A 22,126-nucleotide genomic window follows, 5' to 3' on the forward strand; every position below is an offset into this window, starting at 1 on the left:
GCCTGCGGCCATTTACACAATCTGGCTCGTTTTACAGTAAAGGGCTGAAGAAGTAAAACAGTCGTTCGACGATGCGCTGCCACCACGCACGTTTTGCCCAGCGCTTGCCATCCAGTAGGCGGGAACGGGCGATATAATCATCCTGCACACAGGCGAGATCGCTGCCAAAACCGGCATCATCGACCACCAGCGTCACTTCAAAATTGAGCCATAAACTGCGCATATCCAGGTTCACGGTGCCCACCAGGCTCAGCTGTCCATCGACCAGCACGCTTTTAGTGTGCAGCAGACCATCTTCAAACTGATAGATTTTCACGCCCGCTTCCAGCATCTCGCTGAAGAAGGAGCGGCTGGCCCAGCCGACCAGCAGCGAGTCGTTGTGACGCGGCACAATCACGCTGACATTAACGCCACGCTGTGCGGCCGTACAGATAGCATGCAGCAGGTCGTCGCTCGGCACTAAGTAAGGAGTCGTCATGATCAGCTGCTCACGCGCTGAATAGACCGCGGTCAGCAGCGCCTGATGAATCATATCTTCCGGGAAGCCAGGACCGGAGGCGATGACCTGCACCGTGTGGCCGCTCTCCTGTTCAAACGGCATGATGTTGCGATCGGGCGGCGGCGGCAGAATGCGCTTACCGGTCTCAATCTCCCAGTCGCAGCTGAAAACAATGCCCATCGCGGTCGCTACCGGACCTTCCATACGCGCCATCAGGTCAATCCACTGGCCTACGCCCGCGCTTTGTTTAAAGAAGCGCGGATCGACCAGGTTCATGCTGCCGGTATAGGCGATGTAATTATCAATCAGAACGATTTTACGATGCTGGCGGAGATCCATTCGTCGCAGGAAGACGCGCAGCAGGCTAACCTGCAACGCCTCTACGACATCGATCCCGGCATTGCGCATCATGCCCACCCAGGGACTGCGGAAAAAGTCGACGCTGCCCGCTGAGTCGAGCAGCAGTCGGCAGTGAACGCCACGGCGCGAGGCCGCCATCAGCGATTCTGCGACTTCATCTGCCAGCCCACCGGGATGCCAGATATAAAAAACCATCTCTATGTTGTGGCGTGCCAGTTGAATATCACGAATCAGCGCCTGCATAACATCGTCAGAGCTGGTAAGCAGCTGAAGCTGGTTTCCCTTGACCCCGGCAATGCCCTGGCGATGGTAACAAAGCTCGAAGAGCGAGCGAGCAACGTCACTGTGTTCAGTGGCAAAAATTTCACGGCACTGTTTCAGGTCACTGAGCCAGCGGGCGGTAGACGGCCACATGGTGCGCGCACGCTCCGCACGACGTTTACCCAGATGCAGTTCGCCAAACGAAAGATAAGCGATTATGCCTACCAGTGGCAGAATATAGATAACCAGAAGCCATGCCATGGCGGATGTTACCGCACGTCTTTTCATTAATACGCGCAGCGTCACCCCGGCGATGAGCAGCCAGTAACCAAATACCAGTAACCAGCTGATCAGGGTGTAAAAAGTGGTCATAAAGTGGACGTCCCGTTCGCGCTTTCGTCCGGCAAGTTTACGTGCAGAAGCCGGTTAACGAAACCCTTAATCCAGGACATCATCGATGAAGGATCCGATTTGGCATTGCCGCAAAGATCTCTATAATGCCCCGGCATAGATGACGTCAGTGAGGAAGTGATGAAACGAAGCAGAAATGAAGTGGCGCGCTGGAGAATGTTACGTCAGGTGCATCGCCGTCGTTCACGCTGGCTGGAAGGGCAGTCGCGACGCTATAAACGCATCCACTGCATCCGCCATCAACTGGCCCAGCAGCAGCGTCGCTCGATTCTGTTTATTACGCAGATAATATAATCAGGCTTCCAGAAACCCTAATTCATCCATCACTCGTCGCGCCATGGAATGTTCCTGTCGTGACGCTCCCCGATCGGTGACTTCACGCATCAGACAATCCACTACGCTGCCCAGCGATGTGGGTCTGCGATAACCCACACGGTCATACCATTCAAAAGACCATTTATCAGACTTACGCTGATAATAAACGGTCAGCCACGCTGAGCAGTTGGCCGGATAACCACTCAGAACTTCAATTTTTGGATCGGCAATAGCCTGAATCCGTGATAACAGCGGATCAAACAGCGTAATAGTCTGGCGAGTGTAGGTTTTATTCATAATGAGCCCGCGACGATACTGCGCATCCCTTCGAGGTCAGAGGTGTAATCAATCAGTAATAAATGTAGACAGCCCTTCTGAATAATTCCTCTTTAAAGCTAAAAAAATGATGTTCAGATCATAATTAGCCGAACAACAGCGCGTAGCGGTCAGGATACCAGAACAGGAGGTGATGAATGACAGGAAACCTGTACAACTTTACATTTAGTCAAACTACTGAAATTTATGATTTTATTTTTTTAAATGTACAAATCAGCGATTTTTTAACCTAAATACCTGTACAACTAAGGCCTGGTTGTATAGCTTTACCGCATCGGTTAGTAACTTTTAATGAATCCTATGAGGGCCAACCATGCAGACTAACGTTCGTATTCCCGCTTCAGTATCTGATATCTCAGCTTATTTGCACAGTGCTGCGCAGCCTTCCCAGCAGGCCATTCTTGGATCTGTTGTGACAGAAATTATCAGTTCTGGCCGTAGCCTGAATCGTAAAGCTATCTGCTCAAAACTTATCAGCCGTTTACAACATGTCGACAACCCGGAAGAAGAGCAGCACTACCATGCATTAATTGGCCTGATCCTGGACCGGAGTTAATCGCGCGCCGATATTGTGTCAGCAAGAGATGTGTAAAGCAGAGTGCAGGCGAATCTCACTACGCGATCGAATTCAGTCAGTCAGGGGCAACGCCTTTATTAATTGTGGTCCTGCATAAACGCCACGGTATTAAATTGGGTTGCCTTATGATTATCTCGCAACACAGTTAAGGTTAAAGCGTTAATCAATTATTCTGTGAACCAGATGCATTGCTAAGTGAACATTATCCCGGAAGACGCTGCGCCGTCATCATCAGCGTAACGTTGACCAGTTGCAGGGCGGCCGCCAGCACAATCAGCATGACAATCCACTGTTTTTTATTACGCCACCCCTGGGTGCGCCAGAGATAAACTGCACCGCCAATCAGCAGCGTGATAATTGCCAGCAGTCCCATAATGATCATCTGCATCTTTCCTCCTTCAATGATAAAAACAAAAATGGCTTCTGTGCCAGGCACAGAAGCCATTTTGACTGCATGTTCTCTATCAGAAGACGCGTTTGAATGGTTTAACCGAGACCTGTTTGTAGACGCCTGCGGCAAAATAAGGGTCATCCTGCGCCCAGGATTGTGCGGCTTCTAATGATGGAAACTCAGCAATCACCGTTGAGCCGGTAAAGCCCGCCACGCCCGGATCGTTACTGTCAACTGCAGGCATCGGCCCTGCAATGATCAGGCGTCCCTCTTCCTGCAGCAGTTTAAGCCGCGCCAGATGGGCGGGGCGAACGGCGTTACGTTTTTCCAGTGACTCTGCAGTATCTTCTGCATAAATGACGTAAAGCACTAAGGAACTCCTGATTATCCGAATTTTGCAACACGTTAAGGGATTGACGATTAGAGTGCAAACGAAACCTGTAGAGGGTGAATCGCTCAGCATAAAGGGCTAAAAAGCGCTTTTCTTCAGAGAGGATGGCGGGAGTTATTGAAACTGATTGCTATTTGCATTTAAAATCGCTGCTTCATTCAATCGCCGCGACTGTTATGACCACGCTGACTATGCCATTACCTAAACGCACGCCTGTCTCCATGTTGTTGTCTGTAGCTTTGCATGGCGCTGTGATTGCCGGAATTCTGTATATGTCATTCCAGCAGGTGAGTGAGGTGCCTAAGGCGTCGCAGCCTATCAGCGTGACGATGGTCGCGCCGGAGGTCCAGCCCGAGCCTGCACCGGCCATCGTGCAGCCGCCTGCGCCGCAGCCAGAACCCCAGCCAGAACCCGAACCGCAGCCTGTACCGGAGCCGCCGAAAGCAGAGCCGGTGCCGATCCCCAAACCTGAACCAAAGCCCAAACCTAAACCCAAACCGGAGCACAAGCGGGAGCAGCCCAAACGCGAGGTGAAGCCGCGTCGGGAGACCAAACCGCAGGCTGACCCCTTTAAGCAGGATGTTCCGGCGACCCAGAACAAACCTGCTGCAGCGCCAAAAGCAACGCCGTCACCCACGGCATCGGCCTCAACCGGTCCCAAAGCCCTGGCCGTTACCAAGCCAGGTTATCCGCCGCGTGCTCTGGCACTGCGGATAGAAGGGCGCGTTCGGGTAAAATTCGATGTGGACAGCGACGGACGGGTGGATAATATCCAGATCCTCTCTGCACAGCCGAGCAATATGTTTGAGCGGACCGTCAAACAGGCGATGAAAAACTGGCGCTACGAGAAAGAGAAGCCAGGACAGGGGCTGACGATGAATATCGTTTTCAAAATCAATGGCGGTGCCAGTATTGAGTAAGGCGCCGGGTCAGGCTCAGATTGCCTGACCCGTCAGTTATCCTGCAGGCTGCTGATTGGCGCGGCCGGCTGGCAGAGGACGTGAATTCCCCTCATTGTCGACTGCCACATAGATAAATACCGCTTCCGTTGCACAGTAGGTTTGACCAATCGGCTCAGATGACACTTTTTTGATCCACACTTCCACGTTAATCGTCATGGAACTGTTACCGGTACGGAGACAGCTCGCATGGCAACTCACCACATCGCCCACCGCGACAGGCTTCATGAATGACATACCGTCAACGCGCACGGTAACCACACGTCCTTCAGCGATCTCTTTTGCCAGGATAGCGCCGCCCATATCCATCTGTGACATCAGCCAGCCACCAAAAATATCGCCGTTGGCGTTGGTGTCTGCCGGCATGGCGAGCGTTCGCAGCACCATTTCGCCTTGCGGTAATTTATGTTTTTCGCCCATTGCTTCCACTTTTTATGCAGGTAAATGCTAAAAAAATGCCCGGCGAGCCGGGCAGATGATTATTTTTGTTCCTGCTGCGGCATCTGTCGCCAGATGTAAAGCCCGCTAAGCAGGGTAAACAGTAAGGTCAGACCCGAGAGACCGAACACTTTAAAGTTAACCCAAAACGCCTGAGATAACCAAAAGGCAACATAGATGTTGACCAGGCCGCAGATCAGGAAGAACAGCGCCCAGGCGATATTGAGCCTGCGCCAGACCGCATCAGGCAGTTGCAGTTCTTTACCCAGCATGCGCTGAATCAGCGTCTGCTCCATAAACCACTGACTGTAGAGCAGGGCGGCGGCAAACAGGCTGTAGATCACCGTGACTTTCCACTTAATGAACTCATCGTTGTGGAACACCAGCGTCAGGGTGCCAAAAACGGCCACCAGCACAAAGGTGAAAATCGTCATCTTTTCCAGCTTGCGATAAAGCACCCAGCTGACCACCAGGGCCAGACCGGTTGCCACAATCAGGGCGCCCGAGGCGACAAAAATGTCATAAAGCTTATAAAAGATGAAAAAGACCACCAGGGGGAGAAAGTCGAGTAGCTGCTTCATAGTTTTTCCATTCAGAGTTGGCTTCAAATGCGCCCGAAGGCACACCGTCAATCAACGTAACAGCATATAGAGCCGATAGAGGTAGATAATCAACATTGCTGAAACCACATTGCCTGCTGCAGTGAAAATCACCGAGGAAACATTCAGCGGGAGTACCGTCAGCGAAGAGAAAAACAGCATCACGATCACTTTGGCCAGCAGCCAGAGCAGTATTGCGGGGGCAATCAGCTTCACATTCTTCCAGGCCATCCGCATACTGGCGCGCATCGCGGCAAAGACACCCATCTTCTCACTGGCGACCATCACGGGCGCCAGCGACAGCAGAATCGTCAGCAGAATGCCTGGCACCACCAGCACCATAAAGCCCAGTTGCGCCACCAGCGTCATCAGGAAGGTCAGGAGCAGCAGCTTTGGCAACAGCGGCGCTGACGCACCAATCGCCCGCAGCGCACTGACACGCTGGCCTGAGGAGACCATCGGGATCAGATAGAGCATGCCGCCAAGCAGCAGCGTATTCCCCATCAGCGCCGCAAAGGTGCTGGCCGCCGAGGCACGCAGCAGCACCTGCTGCTGTTCCGGTGACATATTCTGCACCATCTCAAACAACGAACTGGCACTGTCATCGCCCTGTTGCAGGATGGCCATCTGATCGGCACCGGGTGTCAGCACATGCACCAGCATGACAGTGACAAAAGCGGCCAGCAGCGACATCAACAACACTGTAGAGAGTTGATGCCGCGCAAAATTTCCTGTGTCACGGTATAACGAGCTTGCCGTGATAGACATGTACACTCCTTGAAGGAACCGGGTTAATTAACCCGGCGATTGTACATGTTCTGGCAGCTCCGGGGCACCCGGCAGGGCATAACTTTCTGTCATAACAGGTAAAGATGGCGAAAAAAGGGCAGGAAGACCATAACGGGCGCGGGCACGATCGCAGGCTTCATTATGAATACCTCCTTCACCGGACAAAGTGAACTCCCGACAGGGCGCAGGACGCTGTTCATAGATGCCGCAAGAGACACAGCCGCCAATTTCGCCCTGTAAAGCAACGCAGCGGGGTGCTGCACGGTTAGTGCCACGCATATTACGCATGAACAGGTTAAGCGGTTCGGTTAATTCGGTCGGCACCAGGCCGCCCGCATCATCGGCTTCAGCCCAGTAAAATGAGACACGGAAATGGGCGCAGCAGGCGCCACAGCTGACACAAGGGTTGGAAAGCTCACTCATTTGATCATCCGCCCCTCCCAGGGCATCGAACCAAAATCAACAATGAAGATAAGCAACATAGAGCGGGCAAAATTATTCAGCAAGGGGAATTTGGCTGTGGCCGCCGCAGTTGAAATTGATCTAAATCAATCCATTGTTTTTTAAACACTTTATCTGAATGTTACAGAGTGCAATTTTCTCTGAATCACGTTAAATAATTGCAGCTAAAAAGCGATGACAGTCGCTACATTCACATTAAGCAAAGGAGTGATGATGAAACTGGCAAAATGCGCGATGCTGCTGGCGCTGGCTCTTCCCCAGCTGGCAATGGCACATGAAGCGGGCGACTTCTTTATGCGGGCCGGCAGTGCCACCGTCCGTCCTACCGAAGGTTCCGATAATGTGTTGGGGATGGGGTCTTTCAGCGCTTCCAACGACACCCAACTGGGTCTGACCTTTACCTATATGGCAACGGATAACATTGGCGTCGAGCTACTGGCGGCCACGCCATTCCGCCATAAAGTGGGTCTTGGTCCGACCGGCACGCTGGCTACCGTGCGCCAGTTACCCCCCACGCTGATGGCGCAGTACTACTTTTTTGACAGCAAAAGTAAAGTGCGTCCTTATATCGGCGTAGGTATCAACTACACCACCTTCTACGATGCCGATTTCAATCAGACGGGCCGCGATGCGGGACTGACCGATCTCAGCGTAAAAGATTCCTGGGGTATGGCAGGTCAGGTTGGTCTGGATTATCAGATTAACCGTGACTGGATGCTGAACGCGTCGTTGTGGTACATGGATATTGATACGGAAGTGAAGTTTAAAGCCGGTGGCGAACAGCAGAACATCAATATGCGCATCGATCCCTGGGTCTTCTTCTTCGGAGCGGGTTACCGTTTCTGATGAGAAAAAGGCCGCTGAATCAGCGGCCTTTTTGTGTCTGTTAAGACGTTATTTGATCTGCATGTTGTTGACGACTGACTTCACGCCCGGCACGCTGCGCGTGACCTGTACGGCACGATTAGCCATCTGTGGTGATGAAACAAAGCCGCTCAGCTGAACTTTACCTTTAAAGGTTTCTACGTTGATTTCAGTTGATTTCAGCGAATCATCTTTCAGCAGCTCACCTTTAACTTTCGTGGTCACCACGGTGTCATCAATATAGCCACCGGTTCCCTCTTTGGTTGCGGTTGGCGCACAGGCGCTCAGTGTCAGCGCAACCACGCCCGCCAGTACAGCACCTGTCAGCAGTTTAACGAATTTCATTGCCTTCTCTCCCTGTCACAAAATGGATGCGACGTTACCGTAACGGCGCATTGTCATTGTGGTGCAGATTTTGCAAAAAGGGCAAATAGCGAGATGAAAAAAAGGAAACAAATCATGCCTTATCGTGGGATAAGGCATGCTGGCAGGATTAACGGCTGGCGGCTTTGAGGCGGCTGACGAAATTTTTCAGTTCGCTCAGCATCACTTCAGGTTCTGCATGATGCTTTTCAATGATTTTGACAATCGCAGAACCGGAGATCGCACCTGCGGCGCCGGAAGCAATCGCTTCTTTCACCTGTTCAGGCTCTGAAATCCCAAAGCCCTGCAGCGGTGGCGCCGCGTGGTATTCGCGCAGCTTGTCGATAAGATGCTTCAGCGGCAGGCTGGCGCGATTTTCCGCCCCCGTGACACCTGCGCGTGATAACAGGTAGGTATAACCCCGACCGTGCGACGCAATCTCGCGCAGCAGGTCATCGCTGGCGTTAGGCGGACAAATAAAGATAGGGGCAACGCCGTGACGCAGAGCCGCCTGGCGGAAAGGCGCTGACTCTTCAACCGGGACATCCGCCACCAGAACCGAATCGACACCCGCTTCAGCACAACGGGCATAAAACGCATCCACGCCGTTAGTGAAGACCAGATTGGCGTACATGAGTAATCCAATCGGCAAATCCGGGTATTTCCGGCGGATAGTCGCCAGCATTTCAAAACACTGGCTGGTGTTGGTGCCCGCCGCAAAGGCGCGCAATGTTGCGTTCTGAATGGTCGGCCCATCCGCCAGCGGATCGGAGAAGGGTATGCCCAGCTCCAGCGCATCCGCGCCACCTTCAACGAGGGTGTCAATCACGCGCAGTGAAAGCTCAGGAGAAGGGTCGCCCAGCGTCACAAAAGGAACGAAAGCCCCTTCGTTGTTCGCTGACAGACGGGTAAAAAGTTGATTGTAACGTTCCATCAGATTTCTCCCTGCGCTGTCAAAATATCATGAACGGTGAAAATATCTTTGTCGCCACGGCCAGAGAGGTTAACGACAATCAACTGCTCTTTTTCCGGTTCGGCGTGAATCATCTTCATAGCGTGCGCCAGGGCGTGAGAGGATTCCAGCGCCGGAATGATACCTTCCGCACGACACAGCTGTTTAAACGCGTCCATTGCTTCGTTATCGGTAATGGAGACATATTCTGCACGACCGATGCTGTTCAGGTGCGCATGCTGCGGACCAACTGAAGGGAAGTCGAGACCGGCAGAAATCGAGTAAGACTCTTCAATCTGGCCATCATGCGTTTGCATCATCGGTGATTTCATTCCGAAGTAGATACCGACGCGGCCGTGCTTAAGCGGTGCGCCATGCTCGCCGGTCTCAATGCCGTGGCCGGCAGGCTCAACGCCAATCAGCTTCACGCCGGGTTCGTCGATAAAGTCGGCAAACATCCCGATAGCGTTGGAGCCGCCACCCACACAGGCGAGGATGGCGTCTGGCAGACGGCCCTCTCTTTCCAGAATCTGCTTTTTAGTCTCTTCGCCGATCATGCGCTGGAACTCACGCACAATGGTCGGGAAGGGATGCGGACCCGCCGCGGTGCCGAGCATGTAGTGAGAGGTCTCGTAGCTGCCAGACCAGTCGCGCAGCGCTTCGTTACAGGCATCTTTGAGCGTGGCGGAGCCGCTGTGAACCGGGATCACTTCTGCGCCCATCAGACGCATACGGAACACGTTAGGTGACTGACGCTCGACATCTTTCGCACCCATATAGATGCGGCATTTCATGCCCAGCAGCGCACAGGCTAGCGCGGAAGCCACGCCGTGCTGACCGGCCCCGGTTTCGGCAATGATTTCGTTTTTGCCCATGCGTTTGGCTAACAGCGCCTGACCCAGCACCTGGTTGGTTTTGTGCGCGCCACCATGCAGCAGATCTTCACGCTTCAGGTAGAGGCGGGTTTTCGTGCCTTTTGTCAGGTTTTTGCACAGCGTCAGGGCAGTAGGACGACCCGCATAGTTCTTTAGCAGGTCGGTAAATTCGGCCTGAAACTCAGGATCTTTCTGGGCGTCGACAAACGCCTGTTCCAGCTGCTGCAGAGCGGGCATCAGGATCTGCGGAACATACATTCCGCCAAACTCGCCAAAATAGGGATTCAGTAACGTCATTTTTATCTTCCTTTCTCGGGCCCGCTGTGGAGCAGGCCAGGCAAATCAGTAGGCACGCAGTGTCTGAAACACAGCGGCAATTTTACGGGCATCTTTGATGCCAGGCGCACTTTCCACGCCAGAGTTGAAGTCCAGTCCGGCACAGCCCAGCTGCGCGGCTTCAACACAGTTATCTGCGCTCAGGCCACCGGCCAGCAGCACATCGTTCAGCGTCTGACCCTGCAACAGCGACCAGTCGAAACGCTGTCCGGTGCCGCCATCGCCATTATCAAAGACATAGCGGTCAACATGGGGCCAGTCGCGCGCCGGTAACGTGCCTTCAATGCGCAGCGCCTTCCAGATCTGAATCTCTGCGGGCAGCACCGCACGCAGTTCGGCCACAAATTCCGGTGTCTCATTGCCATGTAACTGCACTGCGGACAGTGAAAGTTCGGTGGTATGCGTGACAATGTCACTAACTGAGTTGTTGCGGAATACGCCGACATAGCGCAGCGGCGCGGCAGCAATCACGGTATGTGCAGTGGCGGTGTCGATCTGGCGCGGTGAACCTTCAGCGAAAATCAGACCACCGTAGATCGCGCCAGCTTCATACGCAGCACGTGCATCTTCGTCACGGGTTAAGCCGCACACTTTATTGCTGCCCAGCGTGACGCGACGCACCGCGCCCGTCAGGTCAGCTTCTTCCATCAGGGCTGAGCCAATCAGGAAGCCATTCGCAAAGTGACTCAGCTCGCGAATATCAGCGTAGCTGTTAATACCCGATTCACTGATGACCGTAACGCCGTGCGACAGGCGTGGCGCCAGTTGGCGGGTACGGTTGAGATCAATAGAGAGGTCACGCAGATCGCGGTTATTAATTCCCACGACTTTAGCCTGCAGCGCGATAGCCCGCTCAAGCTCCTCTTCATTACTCACTTCCGTCAGAATGCCCATCTTCAGGCTGTGCGCCACGGCGGCCAGTTGACGATACTGCTCATCGTCAAGTACCGACAGCATCAGCAGGATCGCATCCGCCTGGTAGTAGCGGGCAAGATAGATCTGATAAGGGTCGATGATAAAATCTTTGCACAGCACAGGCTGGGTGATGGCAGCGCTGACAATCGGCAGAAAGGCGAAGTCGCCCTGAAAATATTTCTCATCAGTCAGCACGGACACCGCGGAAGCGTAATGGCGGTAAACCCCGGCAATGGCGGCCGGATCGAAATCCTCGCGAATCACGCCTTTTGAGGGTGACGCTTTTTTACACTCCAGGATAAACGCGGTTCTTGCGCCCTGCAGCGCGTCGTAGAAATGACGGCTGGCAGGTTCAATGCTGTTCTGAAAGGTGGAAAGAGGCTGCTGCTGCTGGCGGGCTTCAACCCAAATCGCTTTGTCCTGAACAATTTTTTCTAACACGGTGCCTTTCATGATTATCCTCTTGCTGCCAGTGCGACGACACGCTCATAAGCCTGTCCGCTGCGGATGGCGTTAAGCGCCTGCTGTGCGTTTTCACGCAGATCTTCCTGACCAAATACTTTAAGCAACATCGCCACGTTGACGGCGACCGCCTCCTCATGGGCCTGCTGGCCATTACCCTGGAGTAAAGCCGTCAGAATGTCACGATTTTCTTCCGGCGTGCCGCCCGCCAGCGCTTCTTTGGGATGGAAGCCAAAACCAAAGTCTTCTGGCGAAAGCTGATAGCGGGTGATTTCCCCTTCACGGAGTTCAGCCACGTGTGTCACATCGTGCAGCGCCACTTCATCCATGCCGCCACCGTGAACCACTGCGGCGCGCTGATAACCCAGCACTTTCAGCGTCTGGGCAATCGGCATCACCAGGTCCGGGCTATAAACACCGATTACTGCCAGTGGAGGGCGCGCCGGGTTGATCAGCGGACCTAACACATTAAATAGCGTACGGGTCTTCAGCTGCTGACGGACCGGCATCGCGTGGCGAAAGCCGGTGTGGTACTGGGGCGCAAACAGGAAGCAGACGTTCAGATCGTCCAGCGCCTGGCGCGCACGGTCAGCGGGCATATCAAGATTAATACCAAAAGCGGCCAGCAGATCCGACGAACCCGATTTACTGGAGACGCTGCGGTTGCCGTGCTTCGCGACTTTCAGACCGCAGGTCGCGGCCACAAAGGCGCTGGCTGTCGAGATATTAATGCTGTTACTGCCATCTCCACCGGTGCCCACGATATCGGCAAACGCGTAATCCGGGCGGGGAAACGGTTTGGCATCTTCCAGCAGCGCCGTGGCGGCTCCGGCGATCTCTTCCGGCGTTTCACCGCGTACTTTCATGGCAACCAGCGCGGCAGCAAGCTGCGTGGGCTCCAGCTGTCCGGTAATAATGGCGCTGAAAAGCGCATGACTTTCAGCCTGATTCAGCGTCTGCGCCTGGTAAAGTTTTTCCAGTGTCTGTTGCATCGTTATTCTCCCTGTTACTTCGCCAGCGCCCAGGCCAGCGTCTGTTCAAGCAGACGCGCGCCCTGAGAAGTCAAAATCGATTCTGGATGGAACTGGAAACCGCAGACGCGATCGGCTTCATGGCGAACGGCCATGACCATCCCGTTGTAACTGGCGTTGACCGTCAGCTCATCCGGCGTGTTGCTGCCCACCAGCGAGTGATAGCGCGCCACCGGCAGTGGATTACTCAGGCCGTTAAACATGGCTTCGCCGTCATGCACGATGGAAGAGGCTTTGCCGTGCAGGATCTCGCCTGCCTGACCCACATGGCCGCCATAGGCTTCGACAATTGCCTGATGTCCCAGACAGATACCGATAATTGGCAGACGACCGCGCAGCACCCGCAGCAGCGCCGGCATACAGCCAGCATCTTTTGGTGCACCGGGGCCGGGGGAGAGCATCAGCACCGGATTTTCCATCCGCTGCAGCTGTTCAATTAACAGTTCAGCGGGAAGATTGTTGCGATAAATCACCACGTTGTGACCAAAGGTCCGCAGCTGATCAACCAGGTTATAGGTAAATGAGTCGATGTTATCGAGCAGCAGAATATCGGCCATCAGAAGATCTCCTTGCAGTGATGGGCAGTTGCAATAGCGCGCAGTACGGCGCGGGCTTTATTGCGGCTTTCATCCGCTTCAGCCTGCGGATTAGAGTCCAGCACCACACCGGCGCCCGCCTGCACGGTGGCAACGCCGTCTTCGACATAGGCCGAACGAATAACGATACAGGTATCGAGATCGCCCTGGGCAGTGAAGTAACCCACCGCGCCGCCATAGCTGCCGCGACGCGTGCGTTCAGCACCGGCAATCAGCTGCATGGCACGAACCTTCGGTGCACCACTTAGCGTGCCCATGTTCATACAGGCGCGATAGGCATGCAGGACGTCGAGGTCGGCGCGCAGCGTGCCCACGACGCGGGAAACCAGATGCATCACAAAGGAATAGCGGTCGACTTTGGTCAGATCAGCGACATAACGGCTGCCGGGCACGCAGATACGCGCCAGATCGTTACGCGCCAGATCCACCAGCATCAGATGTTCAGCCAGCTCTTTATGGTCGGTGCGCATCTCCAGTTCAATGCGGCTGTCGAGATCGCGGTCCAGTGAACCATCTGCATGGCGGCCACGTGGACGGGTACCGGCAATCGGGTAGATCTCAATCTGACGCGAGGTGGCGTCATACTTCAGCGAGCTTTCAGGCGACGCGCCAAACAGGGAGAAATCCTGATCCTGCATGAAAAACATGTACGGGCTTGGGTTGCTGTTTTTCAGCGTGTCGTAGGCGGCCAGCGGTGACGGGCACGGCAGCGAGAAGCGGCGCGACGGCACGACCTGGAAAATTTCGCCGATGCGAATCGCCTGCTGCATGGTGCGAACCACGTCGCAGTACTCTTCATCACTCTGGCTGGTTGTCAGCGACATCTGCTCTACCGTCTGAACCGGCAGGGCCGGAGCAGGCTGCAGCATCTGACCATGGAGCTGCTCAATGCGACGTTGCAGGCGCTGGAATTCGCTGGTGGACGGGCAGAACAGGCTGGCCTGCAGACGCGCGCTGCGGGTCTGGTGATCGATCACCAGTAAGGTCTCTGCCAGGTAAAAACAGTAGTCGGGGCAGCGTTGCTGATTATCCAGCTCCGGCAGGGTTTCAAAACCTGCCACCAGATCATAAGCGAACAAGCCTCCCAGCAGCACGGCTTCACGTTCGTCGGCAGAGGAGTTAACCAGCTGTGGAATCAGACGCAGTGCATCAAACACCGACAGGGCCTTAAGGCGGGAATCTTCATCCTGCTGATGATCGGTGCTCTGCGGGAAAGTCAGCTCGCGTCCATCGGGACGGACCTGATTGCTGACGGAGGCGGGCAGCGCCTCATCCAGCAGTGGCAGCACGGCGCGGCCATTTTCTGACAGCGCCTGAACAGTAACCGTATTACCCATGGCGCTGATACGCAGCGCGCTGTCGACAATCAGCAGGCTTTTCAAATTGCGCTTGCTGTCGATGTCAGCAGATTCGAGCAGCAGGGTTGCCGGACGTGCGCCGCACAGCTGATGAAACACTGCGGCCGGATCTTCGCGGTAGGGCGCGTTGCCGGTAATCAACTTCACTGTAGGTTTCGCATTTGGCATGATGATTTCTCTGAATTTAGCTCAAAAAAAAGCCCGCTCGGTGGCGGGCTCAGGTATTAGCACAGCGTTTACGCAAAGTGTGCACGACCCAGTCGCCCGTATTCGGGAACATCGCGCCAACCGTTTAAATGCGTGATTACAACAGCCATGATTCAATACCCGTTACGTGTGAACTTGTGTACTAGTTAACGGGTTCAGCGCGGAAAAGTCAATAGCCTTTTTCACTGAGCATTAAAATCGTTATCATGCTGGCCGGTTTAGTATTAGCAGGAGTTCTTTTGAGCGATATCGCCCGTTTCCCGGTTTACGATTTACACAGTCACACGCGTGCCTCCGATGGCTTTCTGACGCCAGCTGCGCTGGTGCAGCGAGCTGTAGAGATGCGCGTCGGCGTACTGGCGATCACCGATCACGACAGCGTTGCAGGTGTAGAAGAAGCGCAGCAAACGGCACTCGACCAGGATTTACCGATAAAGGTGCTGGCAGGTGCAGAGATCTCCACACTCTGGGAGAACCATGAGATTCACATCGTGGGCCTGAACATTGATATCCACCATCCGGCGATGGTGACCTTTCTGGCCGGACAACATGCGTGCCGTCGGATACGGGCCGAAGAGATCGGTGAACGACTGGCCAGGGCGCGTATTCCGGATGCGCTGGCGGGAGCGATGCGACTGGCAGATGGCGGCATCATTACCCGTGGTCACTTTGCCCGCTTCCTGATTGAGCAGGGTAAAGCTGAGAACATGGTGCAGGTGTTCAAAAATTATCTGGCGCGTGGCAAAACCGGCTACGTGCCGCCACAATGGTGTACAATTAAACAAGCTATTGATGCGATTCATCATTCTGGTGGTTGTGCCGTGCTGGCGCATCCTGGCCGTTACGGTTTATCGGCAAAGTGGCTTAAACGACTGGTCGCCCATTTCCGCGAAGCGGGCGGCGATGCGATGGAAGTCGCACAGTGCCAGCAGCCACCTAATGAGCGCACGACACTGGCGCAATACGCCAGAGATAATGAACTGGCCGCATCACAAGGTTCTGATTTTCATCAACCCTGCCCGTGGATTGAGTTGGGCCGCAAACTTTGGCTGCCCGCGGCGGTTGAGCCGGTCTGGGAACGCTTCCCGGATCTCGCTCCCAGCCTGGCAATCACGGAAAGGTGACACGAGGTTTTTATGAGTCAATTGTTTCACATTCATCCGGATAACCCACAGCCGCGCCTGATTAATCAGGCGGTCGACTACCTGAACAAAGGCAGCGTCATCGTCTATCCGACCGATTCCGGCTATGCGCTGGGCTGTCGGCTGGAAGAGAAGGGCGCGATGGAGCGCATTTGCCGTATCCGTCAGCTCGATGGGCACCACAACTTCACCCTGATGTGCCGGGACCTCTCAGAACTGTCGGTTTATTCGCAGGTGGGCAACTCCGCCTTTCGTCTGCTGAAAAACAACACGCCGGGTAACTACACCTTTATTCTTAAGGCGACCAAAGAAGTGCCGCGTCGCCTGATGAATGAGAAGCGTAAGACCATTGGTCTGCGCGTGCCTTCCAATCCAGTCGCACTGGCGCTGCTGGAAGCCCTGAATCAGCCGATGATGTCGACCTCATTAATCCTGCCGGGCAACGATTTCACCGAGTCCGATCCGGAAGAGATTCAGCACAGCATTGGTAAGCTGGTCGATCTGATCATTGACGGCGGCACGCTGGGACAGCAGCCGACCACGGTGGTCGATCTGACCACCGATGCACCGGAAATTGTGCGTGAAGGGGTGGGCGATACCCGCCCGTTCCTGTAATTAAGTCGGGCTTCAGACACCGCGGGTCGGTGTCTGAGCCAGATTCGACTCTAGCCAGCTCTTAAACTGGCCGTAAGGAATATAAAGTGACACATCTTTCAGGATCACTTTGTTATTACGACCATTCTTAATCGAATCAGAATAGCCAACAATAACGCCGCTTAGCGTATCATCACGGTTGTAAACGCCGCCGCCCGACATTCCCTGAACCACGCCTGCGTTAGACGCCATGGCGATACAGGGGCTTTTATTCCAGTTATTCCTGATAGCCGTGCGGGCTAAATTAACCCCTGTCGATTCAACGGGCATCGCGGAAATAAAGCTGTAGCCATACATTTTAACGGGATCGCCGATGTCACCGCTGCGGAATTTAGCCAGCGTGTTAGCATCATTCTTGTGATAAATAATCGCAAGGTCGCAATAAGGGTGATATGACTTCACGCGCTGTACGGCAGTTTTAGCAACGTGCGCAGCGGTGAGGCTATATTCAGGCGTCAGAGGTATGCTGGTGCCCAGTGTGCCGAGACCGAGGATCGTCGGAATGCCCGTCACGCTCATATCTACGTGCTGCATCGCCGTGCGACTGTACTCAGTATGGCCCACAGAGCAACCGCTCAGGACCAGTGCAGCAAGCACCGGGCACAGAAACAGGTTTCTCATAATGGTTTTCTTTATTCAGGCATGTCGGAAAATCCCTGGTGAAGATTTGTGACATGCAAGCAAGGTTCATCACTGAACCGTATTAACGCAACAACTCCGTATGCGCCGGTTTATTGGATTAATTAAAAAACGCTATTTTTATTAACGTATGGCATAACCACACGCTGATGTTGCAAAAACGCTTTATCGCGTTTTTATGTTTTTTTATTGTACTGCTGAGATTAAGTGTACCATCTTAATAGTATCGTACAATTTATTAAAGTTAATAAAAAACAAATATCACGGAAAATAAGGTTTTAAATAAATCTCCCTTAGGAATCAACTGCCTTTTTTATATCGACCGATCGCTTGTTATGGATAAAATCAAACAGGCAGTTTTTTACACTAGCACTGGCGCTTTTTGCAGAGCATCAAAAGCACGAGCCCAGCAAAAGAAGCTTAAGGTAGTGTTAAGGTTTTTATCATCAGAACATGGTTTTGCCTGGAAATGAATGCTTAAGAAATTTAATTACGCTCAGCTATAAAGTTTTTGATGTCTGCGTTTTATTAAACATATTTTCTTATGATAAAGGGTGATGTTATTTAAATGTAAATTAAAGATTATCAGATATAAAACAATCAGAAACCAAACTATTATTAAGCCATTGCTCTGCTCATAAAGCACGTTACATCAGCGTTAAATGCCTGTATAATGGGGCCAACCTGCTAAGTTAACCTGTTGATTTAGAAAGGATTATCACCCAATCATGACGCCTGGGAAGGCGACAAAGAGGAAGCTCAATGAGCGAAAAGTTACAGAAAGTCTTAGCGCGTGCCGGTCATGGCTCGCGTCGTGAAATCGAATCAATGATAGCTGCTGGCCGTGTCAGCGTTGACGGCAAGATCGCCACACTGGGCGACCGCGTCGAAAGCAGCAAATCCCTGAAAATCCGTATTGATGGCCATCTGGTATCGATTGCTGAATCCGCAACCGAAGTATGCCGTGTGCTGGCTTACTACAAACCGGAAGGCGAACTCTGTACCCGCAGCGATCCTGAAGGCCGCCCAACGGTGTTTGACCGCCTGCCTCGTCTGCGTGGTTCACGCTGGATTGCCGTTGGCCGTCTGGATGTGAACACCTGTGGTCTGATGCTCTTCACCACCGACGGTGAACTGGCGAACCGCCTGATGCATCCGAGCCGTGAAGTGGAACGTGAATATGCAGTGCGCGTCTTTGGCCAGGTCGACGATGATAAAATTCGTCAGTTGAGTAAAGGTGTTCAGCTGGAAGATGGCCCGGCTGCGTTTAAAACGCTTAAGTTTGGCGGCGGGGAAGGGATCAACCAGTGGTATAACGTCACCCTCACCGAAGGACGTAATCGTGAAGTACGTCGTTTGTGGGAAGCGGTCGGCGTGCAGGTCAGTCGTCTGATGCGTGTCCGCTACGGCGATATCACCTTACCAAAAGGCCTGCCACGTGGTGGCTGGACTGAACTGGATCTGCCAGCGGTAAACTACCTGCGTAACCTGGTTGAGCTGGATGATGAAACCGTCACTAAGCTGGTGGTCGAAAAAGATCGTCGTCGTACCAAGGCGAACCAGATTCGTCGTGCCGTGAAACGGCACACTAAAGTGAGCAGCACACCTCGTGCGCCACGCCGCAATCCGGGCAGCAAACGTAACTCCGGTTAATAGCGTTGCCTGAATGCTAAAAACGCAGCCCCGTGGCTGCGTTTTCTTTTTCTGTTACCAGTCAATTCCCTGCTGAGCCTGTATACCGGCATCAAATGCGTGTTTCACTGGCCGCATCTCCGTTACCGTATCTGCCATCTCCGTCAGGCTGCGATGACAGCCTCGTCCGGTAATAATCACGCTCTGATGTGCCGGGCGCTGTTGCAGGGTGGTGATCAGATCGTCCAGCGGCAGATAATCCATGCTGACCATATAGGTGATTTCATCGAGCACCACCAGATCGATCTGCTCATCGGCCAGCATCCGCTTTGCATGCTGCCACACAGCCAGACAGGCGGCGGTATCCGTTTCGCGGTTCTGCGTGTCCCACGTAAACCCGGTTGCCATCACCTGAAACTCCACACCGTGCTGTTCCAGCAGGTTTCGCTCGCCATTCGGCCAGTCACCTTTAATAAACTGGATCGCTGCTGCTCGCTTGCCATGTCCGGTGGCGCGAAGTGCTGTGCCAAAGGCTGCCGTGGTTTTGCCTTTGCCATTGCCGGTGAACACCATCAGGATGCCACGAACCTCGGTGGCCGCTGCAATGCGCGCATCGACCTGCTCTTTTAAACGTTGCTGACGTTGTTGATGACGATCGTCAGCCATTATTCCGCGGCTCCCGGTTTTCTGCCCGGCTGTGCATCAAAGCTGATACCGGTTTTGCGTCGGCTGTCATCACCCATCAGATAAAGGTAGAGCGGCATCAGATCGGCAGGGGTTTTCAGCTTATTAGCATCTTCCTGCGGGAAAGCACTGGCGCGCATTTTGGTGCGCGTGCCGCCCGGGTTGATACAGTTTACCCGCAGCGAGTGCGTCTTATATTCATCAGCCAGTACCTGCATCATCCCTTCGGTAGCAAATTTAGAGACGGCATAAGCGCCCCAGCCCGCGCGACCCGTACGGCCAACGCTGGAGGTGGTAAAGACCAGTGAACCGGCATCCGATTTTAACAGCAGCGGTAACAGTGCCTGGGTCAGGAAGAAGGTCGCATCCAGATTGATATTCATCACCTCCTGCCAGATCTGTGGGTCCAGTTCCGCCAGCGGCACAATCTCACCCAGGATACCGGCGTTGTGCAGCACGCCGTCAAGACGCGGAAACTGCTGAGCCAGTTGCTCTCCAATCTGATGGCAACGTTCCGGCGTCGCATCGGCCAGATCGAACACCACAGTGTGAGCAGGGCATTGATTAAGTTGATTGATAGCCTGTGCGACCTGCTGAAGCTTATCAGCGTTACGGCCCATCAGGATCACTTCAGCGCCATAACGGGCGTAAGTCAGCGCCGCCTCCCGGCCAATACCATCGGAAGCACCCGTGACCAGGATAATACGGTGATTGAGCAGGTCGCTTTTCGGTTGATAGTGCACAGCGGGATCCTCCAGCGAAAACAGCATGATTCCGCTTTATGCCTGAATTTACGAATGGGCGCAATCGCCAACCTGCGCATTCTGTGCCGGCTGCTGGCATTTCAGGCGACGGAGCAGGGCAAAACGGCTAAACTGGCGAACTGTTTTTGATTCTCTGTAACTAAGGCGACCTGATGGATTTTATTTCAACGTATGGACTGTTTTTAGCGAAAGCGGTGACACTGGTGGTTGCCGTCGCCGCGATCGTCATGATTATTATGAATGCTGCGCTGCGCAAGCGGGCACAAAATGGTCAGCTTCGCCTGACGCATCTGGGTGATGACTATCAGCAGATGAAAGAGGATTTGCAGCTGGCAAAAATGAAACCCCAGGCGCAAAAAGTCTGGCTGAAAAACCATAAAAAAAGCGAAAAGCTGAAAGCGAAAGCGGAAAAACAGGCGGCGAAGCAGGGGCAGACTGACAGCGTCAAACCCACCCTTTATGTGCTCGATTTTAAAGGCAGCATGGATGCCGGTGAGGTGACCTCACTGCGTGAAGAGATATCAGCAGTACTGGCCGTAAAACAGCCCGGCGATGAAGTGCTGTTGCGTCTTGAAAGTCCGGGCGGCGTGGTACATGGCTATGGCCTGGCGGCTTCGCAGCTGCAGCGTCTGCGCGATCAGGGACTGCGTATTACGGCAGCCGTGGATAAAGTGGCGGCCTCCGGCGGATACATGATGGCCTGCGTAGCTGACCGCATCGTGGCAGCACCGTTCTCAATCATTGGCTCAATTGGTGTGGTTGCGCAAATTCCTAACTTCAACCGCCTGCTGAAACGTAACGATATCGATGTTGAGCTGCATACCGCCGGACAATATAAGCGTACGCTGACGCTCTTCGGTGAAAACACCGAAGAAGGGCGTGAGAAGTTCCAGGAAGATCTTGACGAAACACACCTGTTATTTAAACAGTTCGTTCACCAGATGCGCCCGTCACTCGATATCAATAAGGTTGCAACCGGTGAACACTGGTATGGCCGTCAGGCGCTGAATCTGGGGCTGATTGACGAAATTGGCACCAGCGATGATTTGATCATTCGTCAGATGGATCAGTTCAACGTTCTTGGCGTGCATTATGCCCGTCGCCGTAAAATGATGGACCGCTTTACCCAGAGTGCCGGTTCGGTGGCCGAGCGGCTGTTGCTGAAACTCTGGCAGCGTGGTGAAAAGCCATTGCTCTGATGCGAAACCCGGCCTGTGCCGGGTTTTTTATTTCAGGTGCGGGTGTTTTATTCCAGGTGATAGCGCGGCGACAGCACCACTGCAAGGTGTTTAAAGACGTTAAACACGGCGGTGGTTTTCGCGGTCGGCAGTCCGTCCGCGTCAAGAAAAAACGGTCCGCGAAAGACCAGTACATCGGCCTGCTGAGTCACCTCGTCCGCCTGCATGCCTGCTAAATAATCGTCATGCTCTTTGATCAGCGTATTGGCCTTTTCCAGCAACGCCTGGCGGGAAATAGCCTGTGTCGTTCTCTCCATTTATTCGTTCCTTTTTGACAGCACCCAAATCCTTTCTATATTACTGGCGTGCCAGACGGTATGACAAATCGGTCTGAACGATGAAATCTGGCGTAAGTTCAGGCTGAGTGCTAATTAGGTTGCGTAACAGATTTTATCAGGTAGAGTGTGGGCGATTCCGATTTCAGGGATTTTGCACCGGGATGTGTGAAGAGTTCAGATGGAAAAAGTATGCCTTATCATGCAGTTGCATTACACCGCATCATCTGTTCTGAGATTGACCCCTCCGCCTTGAAATGTTAAACAGGCGCAGCAATATTGAACCCGATGGGTTTTTGGGCATCCAATCCTCTCCCGTTAAGCAGGATGTTTTCATTAGGTAAAGGTAAA

25 protein-coding genes, 1 pseudogene and 1 other annotated feature are annotated in these 22,126 nt (G+C 53.6%); of the genes and pseudogenes, 8 read left to right on the forward strand and 18 right to left on the reverse strand.

Features of this window, described 5'->3' with window-relative positions:
• Positions 1-31: 31 nt before the first annotated feature.
• Complete coding sequence (gene cls / locus NP77_RS10930; protein ID WP_003853919.1) at positions 32-1,492, reverse strand: cardiolipin synthase; 1,461 nt, start codon at positions 1,490-1,492, stop codon at positions 32-34.
• Positions 1,493-1,651: 159 nt separating this feature from the next.
• Here cls and NP77_RS23440 point away from each other — a divergent pair, with 159 nt between their 5' ends.
• Positions 1,652-1,825: a YciY family protein gene (locus NP77_RS23440; protein ID WP_003853917.1), complete on the forward strand. Its 174-nt coding sequence runs from the start codon at positions 1,652-1,654 to the stop codon at positions 1,823-1,825.
• Here the strand turns inward: NP77_RS23440 and NP77_RS10935 are convergent, their stop codons facing one another.
• Entirely contained in the window at positions 1,826-2,143 is a 318-nt protein-coding gene (locus tag NP77_RS10935; RefSeq protein WP_003853915.1) for a hypothetical protein, read from the reverse strand.
• Positions 2,144-2,495: 352 nt separating this feature from the next.
• Between NP77_RS10935 and ycgZ the strand changes: the two genes are divergently transcribed.
• Positions 2,496-2,738 carry a regulatory protein YcgZ gene (gene ycgZ / locus NP77_RS10940; protein WP_003853913.1) on the forward strand — a complete coding sequence of 81 codons (243 nt, stop codon included), beginning with the start codon at positions 2,496-2,498 and terminating at the stop codon, positions 2,736-2,738.
• A gap of 223 nt (positions 2,739-2,961) precedes the next feature.
• On the opposite strand, the gene NP77_RS10945 is transcribed toward ycgZ, so the two are convergent.
• Together NP77_RS10945 and NP77_RS10950 are read right to left on the reverse strand one after the other, a co-directional pair.
• The gene (locus NP77_RS10945) at positions 2,962-3,147 is read right to left on the reverse strand and encodes a hypothetical protein (RefSeq protein WP_039660486.1); all 186 of its coding nucleotides are present in this window, start codon (positions 3,145-3,147) and stop codon (positions 2,962-2,964) included.
• Positions 3,148-3,223: 76 nt separating this feature from the next.
• On the reverse strand, positions 3,224-3,520 hold the full coding sequence (locus tag NP77_RS10950; protein WP_003853909.1) for a YciI family protein: 297 nt from the start codon (positions 3,518-3,520) through the stop codon (positions 3,224-3,226).
• Between the two features lie 197 nt (positions 3,521-3,717).
• On the opposite strand from NP77_RS10950, the gene tonB reads away from it, so the two are divergent.
• The gene (gene tonB, locus NP77_RS10955; protein ID WP_008925290.1) at positions 3,718-4,461 is read left to right on the forward strand and encodes a TonB system transport protein TonB; all 744 of its coding nucleotides are present in this window, start codon (positions 3,718-3,720) and stop codon (positions 4,459-4,461) included.
• A gap of 36 nt (positions 4,462-4,497) precedes the next feature.
• Here the strand turns inward: tonB and yciA are convergent, their stop codons facing one another.
• The 4 genes from yciA to NP77_RS10975 are packed head-to-tail and all read right to left on the reverse strand — an operon-like array spanning position 4,498 to position 6,749.
• Positions 4,498-4,920 carry an acyl-CoA thioester hydrolase YciA gene (yciA, locus tag NP77_RS10960; protein ID WP_003853906.1) on the reverse strand — a complete coding sequence of 141 codons (423 nt, stop codon included), beginning with the start codon at positions 4,918-4,920 and terminating at the stop codon, positions 4,498-4,500.
• A 59-nt stretch (positions 4,921-4,979) separates the two neighbouring features.
• Complete coding sequence (locus NP77_RS10965; RefSeq protein WP_039660127.1) at positions 4,980-5,519, reverse strand: septation protein A; 540 nt, start codon at positions 5,517-5,519, stop codon at positions 4,980-4,982.
• A 51-nt stretch (positions 5,520-5,570) separates the two neighbouring features.
• Positions 5,571-6,305, reverse strand: coding sequence for a YciC family protein (locus NP77_RS10970; RefSeq protein ID WP_003853901.1), 735 nt, complete (start codon positions 6,303-6,305; stop codon positions 5,571-5,573).
• Between the two features lie 27 nt (positions 6,306-6,332).
• Positions 6,333-6,749 carry a YkgJ family cysteine cluster protein gene (locus NP77_RS10975; protein WP_003853899.1) on the reverse strand — a complete coding sequence of 139 codons (417 nt, stop codon included), beginning with the start codon at positions 6,747-6,749 and terminating at the stop codon, positions 6,333-6,335.
• Positions 6,750-6,998: 249 nt separating this feature from the next.
• Between NP77_RS10975 and ompW the strand changes: the two genes are divergently transcribed.
• The gene (gene ompW, locus NP77_RS10980) at positions 6,999-7,634 is read left to right on the forward strand and encodes an outer membrane protein OmpW (protein ID WP_181162201.1); all 636 of its coding nucleotides are present in this window, start codon (positions 6,999-7,001) and stop codon (positions 7,632-7,634) included.
• A 48-nt stretch (positions 7,635-7,682) separates the two neighbouring features.
• On the opposite strand, the gene NP77_RS10985 is transcribed toward ompW, so the two are convergent.
• The 6 genes and pseudogenes from NP77_RS10985 to NP77_RS11015 all read right to left on the reverse strand — a co-directional run bounded on the left by NP77_RS10985 (position 7,683) and on the right by NP77_RS11015 (position 14,708).
• Positions 7,683-7,997 (reverse strand): BON domain-containing protein, encoded by a 315-nt coding sequence (locus NP77_RS10985; RefSeq protein WP_009089937.1) that lies wholly within the window; start codon positions 7,995-7,997, stop codon positions 7,683-7,685.
• Between the two features lie 148 nt (positions 7,998-8,145).
• Positions 8,146-8,949 carry a tryptophan synthase subunit alpha gene (gene trpA, locus NP77_RS10990; RefSeq protein WP_039660130.1) on the reverse strand — a complete coding sequence of 268 codons (804 nt, stop codon included), beginning with the start codon at positions 8,947-8,949 and terminating at the stop codon, positions 8,146-8,148.
• Positions 8,949-10,139, reverse strand: coding sequence for a tryptophan synthase subunit beta (trpB, locus tag NP77_RS10995; RefSeq protein ID WP_003853891.1), 1,191 nt, complete (start codon positions 10,137-10,139; stop codon positions 8,949-8,951). The genes trpA and trpB overlap by 1 nt, the downstream gene beginning before the upstream one ends.
• A 45-nt stretch (positions 10,140-10,184) precedes the next feature.
• Positions 10,185-11,546 (reverse strand): bifunctional indole-3-glycerol-phosphate synthase TrpC/phosphoribosylanthranilate isomerase TrpF, encoded by a 1,362-nt coding sequence (gene trpCF, locus NP77_RS11000; RefSeq protein WP_039660131.1) that lies wholly within the window; start codon positions 11,544-11,546, stop codon positions 10,185-10,187.
• A gap of 2 nt (positions 11,547-11,548) precedes the next feature.
• A pseudogene (trpD, locus tag NP77_RS23840) lies at positions 11,549-13,143 on the reverse strand (bifunctional anthranilate synthase glutamate amidotransferase component TrpG/anthranilate phosphoribosyltransferase TrpD).
• Positions 13,143-14,708, reverse strand: coding sequence for an anthranilate synthase component 1 (locus NP77_RS11015; protein ID WP_003853887.1), 1,566 nt, complete (start codon positions 14,706-14,708; stop codon positions 13,143-13,145). The pseudogene trpD and the gene NP77_RS11015 overlap by 1 nt, the downstream one beginning before the upstream one ends.
• Positions 14,709-14,731: 23 nt before the next feature.
• Positions 14,732-14,833 (reverse strand) — a sequence feature (Trp leader region).
• Between the two features lie 120 nt (positions 14,834-14,953).
• Between NP77_RS11015 and NP77_RS11020 the strand changes: the two genes are divergently transcribed.
• Both NP77_RS11020 and NP77_RS11025 read left to right on the forward strand, forming a co-directional pair.
• Entirely contained in the window at positions 14,954-15,871 is a 918-nt protein-coding gene (locus tag NP77_RS11020) for a PHP domain-containing protein (RefSeq protein WP_167518470.1), read from the forward strand.
• 12 nt (positions 15,872-15,883) lie between these two features.
• A complete protein-coding gene (locus NP77_RS11025; protein WP_003853883.1) occupies positions 15,884-16,504 on the forward strand; it encodes an L-threonylcarbamoyladenylate synthase in 621 nt (206 codons plus the stop codon).
• A 12-nt stretch (positions 16,505-16,516) separates the two neighbouring features.
• Here NP77_RS11025 and NP77_RS11030 read toward each other — a convergent pair whose 3' ends face one another.
• Positions 16,517-17,164 carry a hypothetical protein gene (locus tag NP77_RS11030; RefSeq protein ID WP_008925283.1) on the reverse strand — a complete coding sequence of 216 codons (648 nt, stop codon included), beginning with the start codon at positions 17,162-17,164 and terminating at the stop codon, positions 16,517-16,519.
• A 780-nt stretch (positions 17,165-17,944) separates the two neighbouring features.
• On the opposite strand from NP77_RS11030, the gene rluB reads away from it, so the two are divergent.
• A complete protein-coding gene (gene rluB, locus NP77_RS11035) occupies positions 17,945-18,835 on the forward strand; it encodes a 23S rRNA pseudouridine(2605) synthase RluB (protein WP_003853880.1) in 891 nt (296 codons plus the stop codon).
• A gap of 54 nt (positions 18,836-18,889) precedes the next feature.
• Here the strand turns inward: rluB and cobO are convergent, their stop codons facing one another.
• Both cobO and NP77_RS11045 read right to left on the reverse strand, forming a co-directional pair.
• Positions 18,890-19,480, reverse strand: a complete 591-nt coding sequence (gene cobO, locus NP77_RS11040) for a cob(I)yrinic acid a,c-diamide adenosyltransferase (RefSeq protein ID WP_003853878.1) — start codon at positions 19,478-19,480, stop codon at positions 18,890-18,892.
• The gene (locus tag NP77_RS11045) at positions 19,480-20,241 is read right to left on the reverse strand and encodes a YciK family oxidoreductase (RefSeq protein WP_003853876.1); all 762 of its coding nucleotides are present in this window, start codon (positions 20,239-20,241) and stop codon (positions 19,480-19,482) included. Before NP77_RS11045 ends, cobO begins: the two co-directional genes overlap by 1 nt.
• Before the next feature lie 173 nt (positions 20,242-20,414).
• On the opposite strand from NP77_RS11045, the gene sohB reads away from it, so the two are divergent.
• Entirely contained in the window at positions 20,415-21,461 is a 1,047-nt protein-coding gene (sohB, locus tag NP77_RS11050; protein WP_008925280.1) for a protease SohB, read from the forward strand.
• Positions 21,462-21,508: 47 nt separating this feature from the next.
• Here the strand turns inward: sohB and NP77_RS11055 are convergent, their stop codons facing one another.
• A complete protein-coding gene (locus NP77_RS11055; protein ID WP_003853871.1) occupies positions 21,509-21,757 on the reverse strand; it encodes a YciN family protein in 249 nt (82 codons plus the stop codon).
• Positions 21,758-22,126: the final 369 nt, after the last annotated feature.

It is taken from the genome of Pantoea sp. MBLJ3 (assembly GCF_000816655.1).
GTDB lineage: Bacteria > Pseudomonadota > Gammaproteobacteria > Enterobacterales > Enterobacteriaceae > Pantoea > Pantoea eucalypti.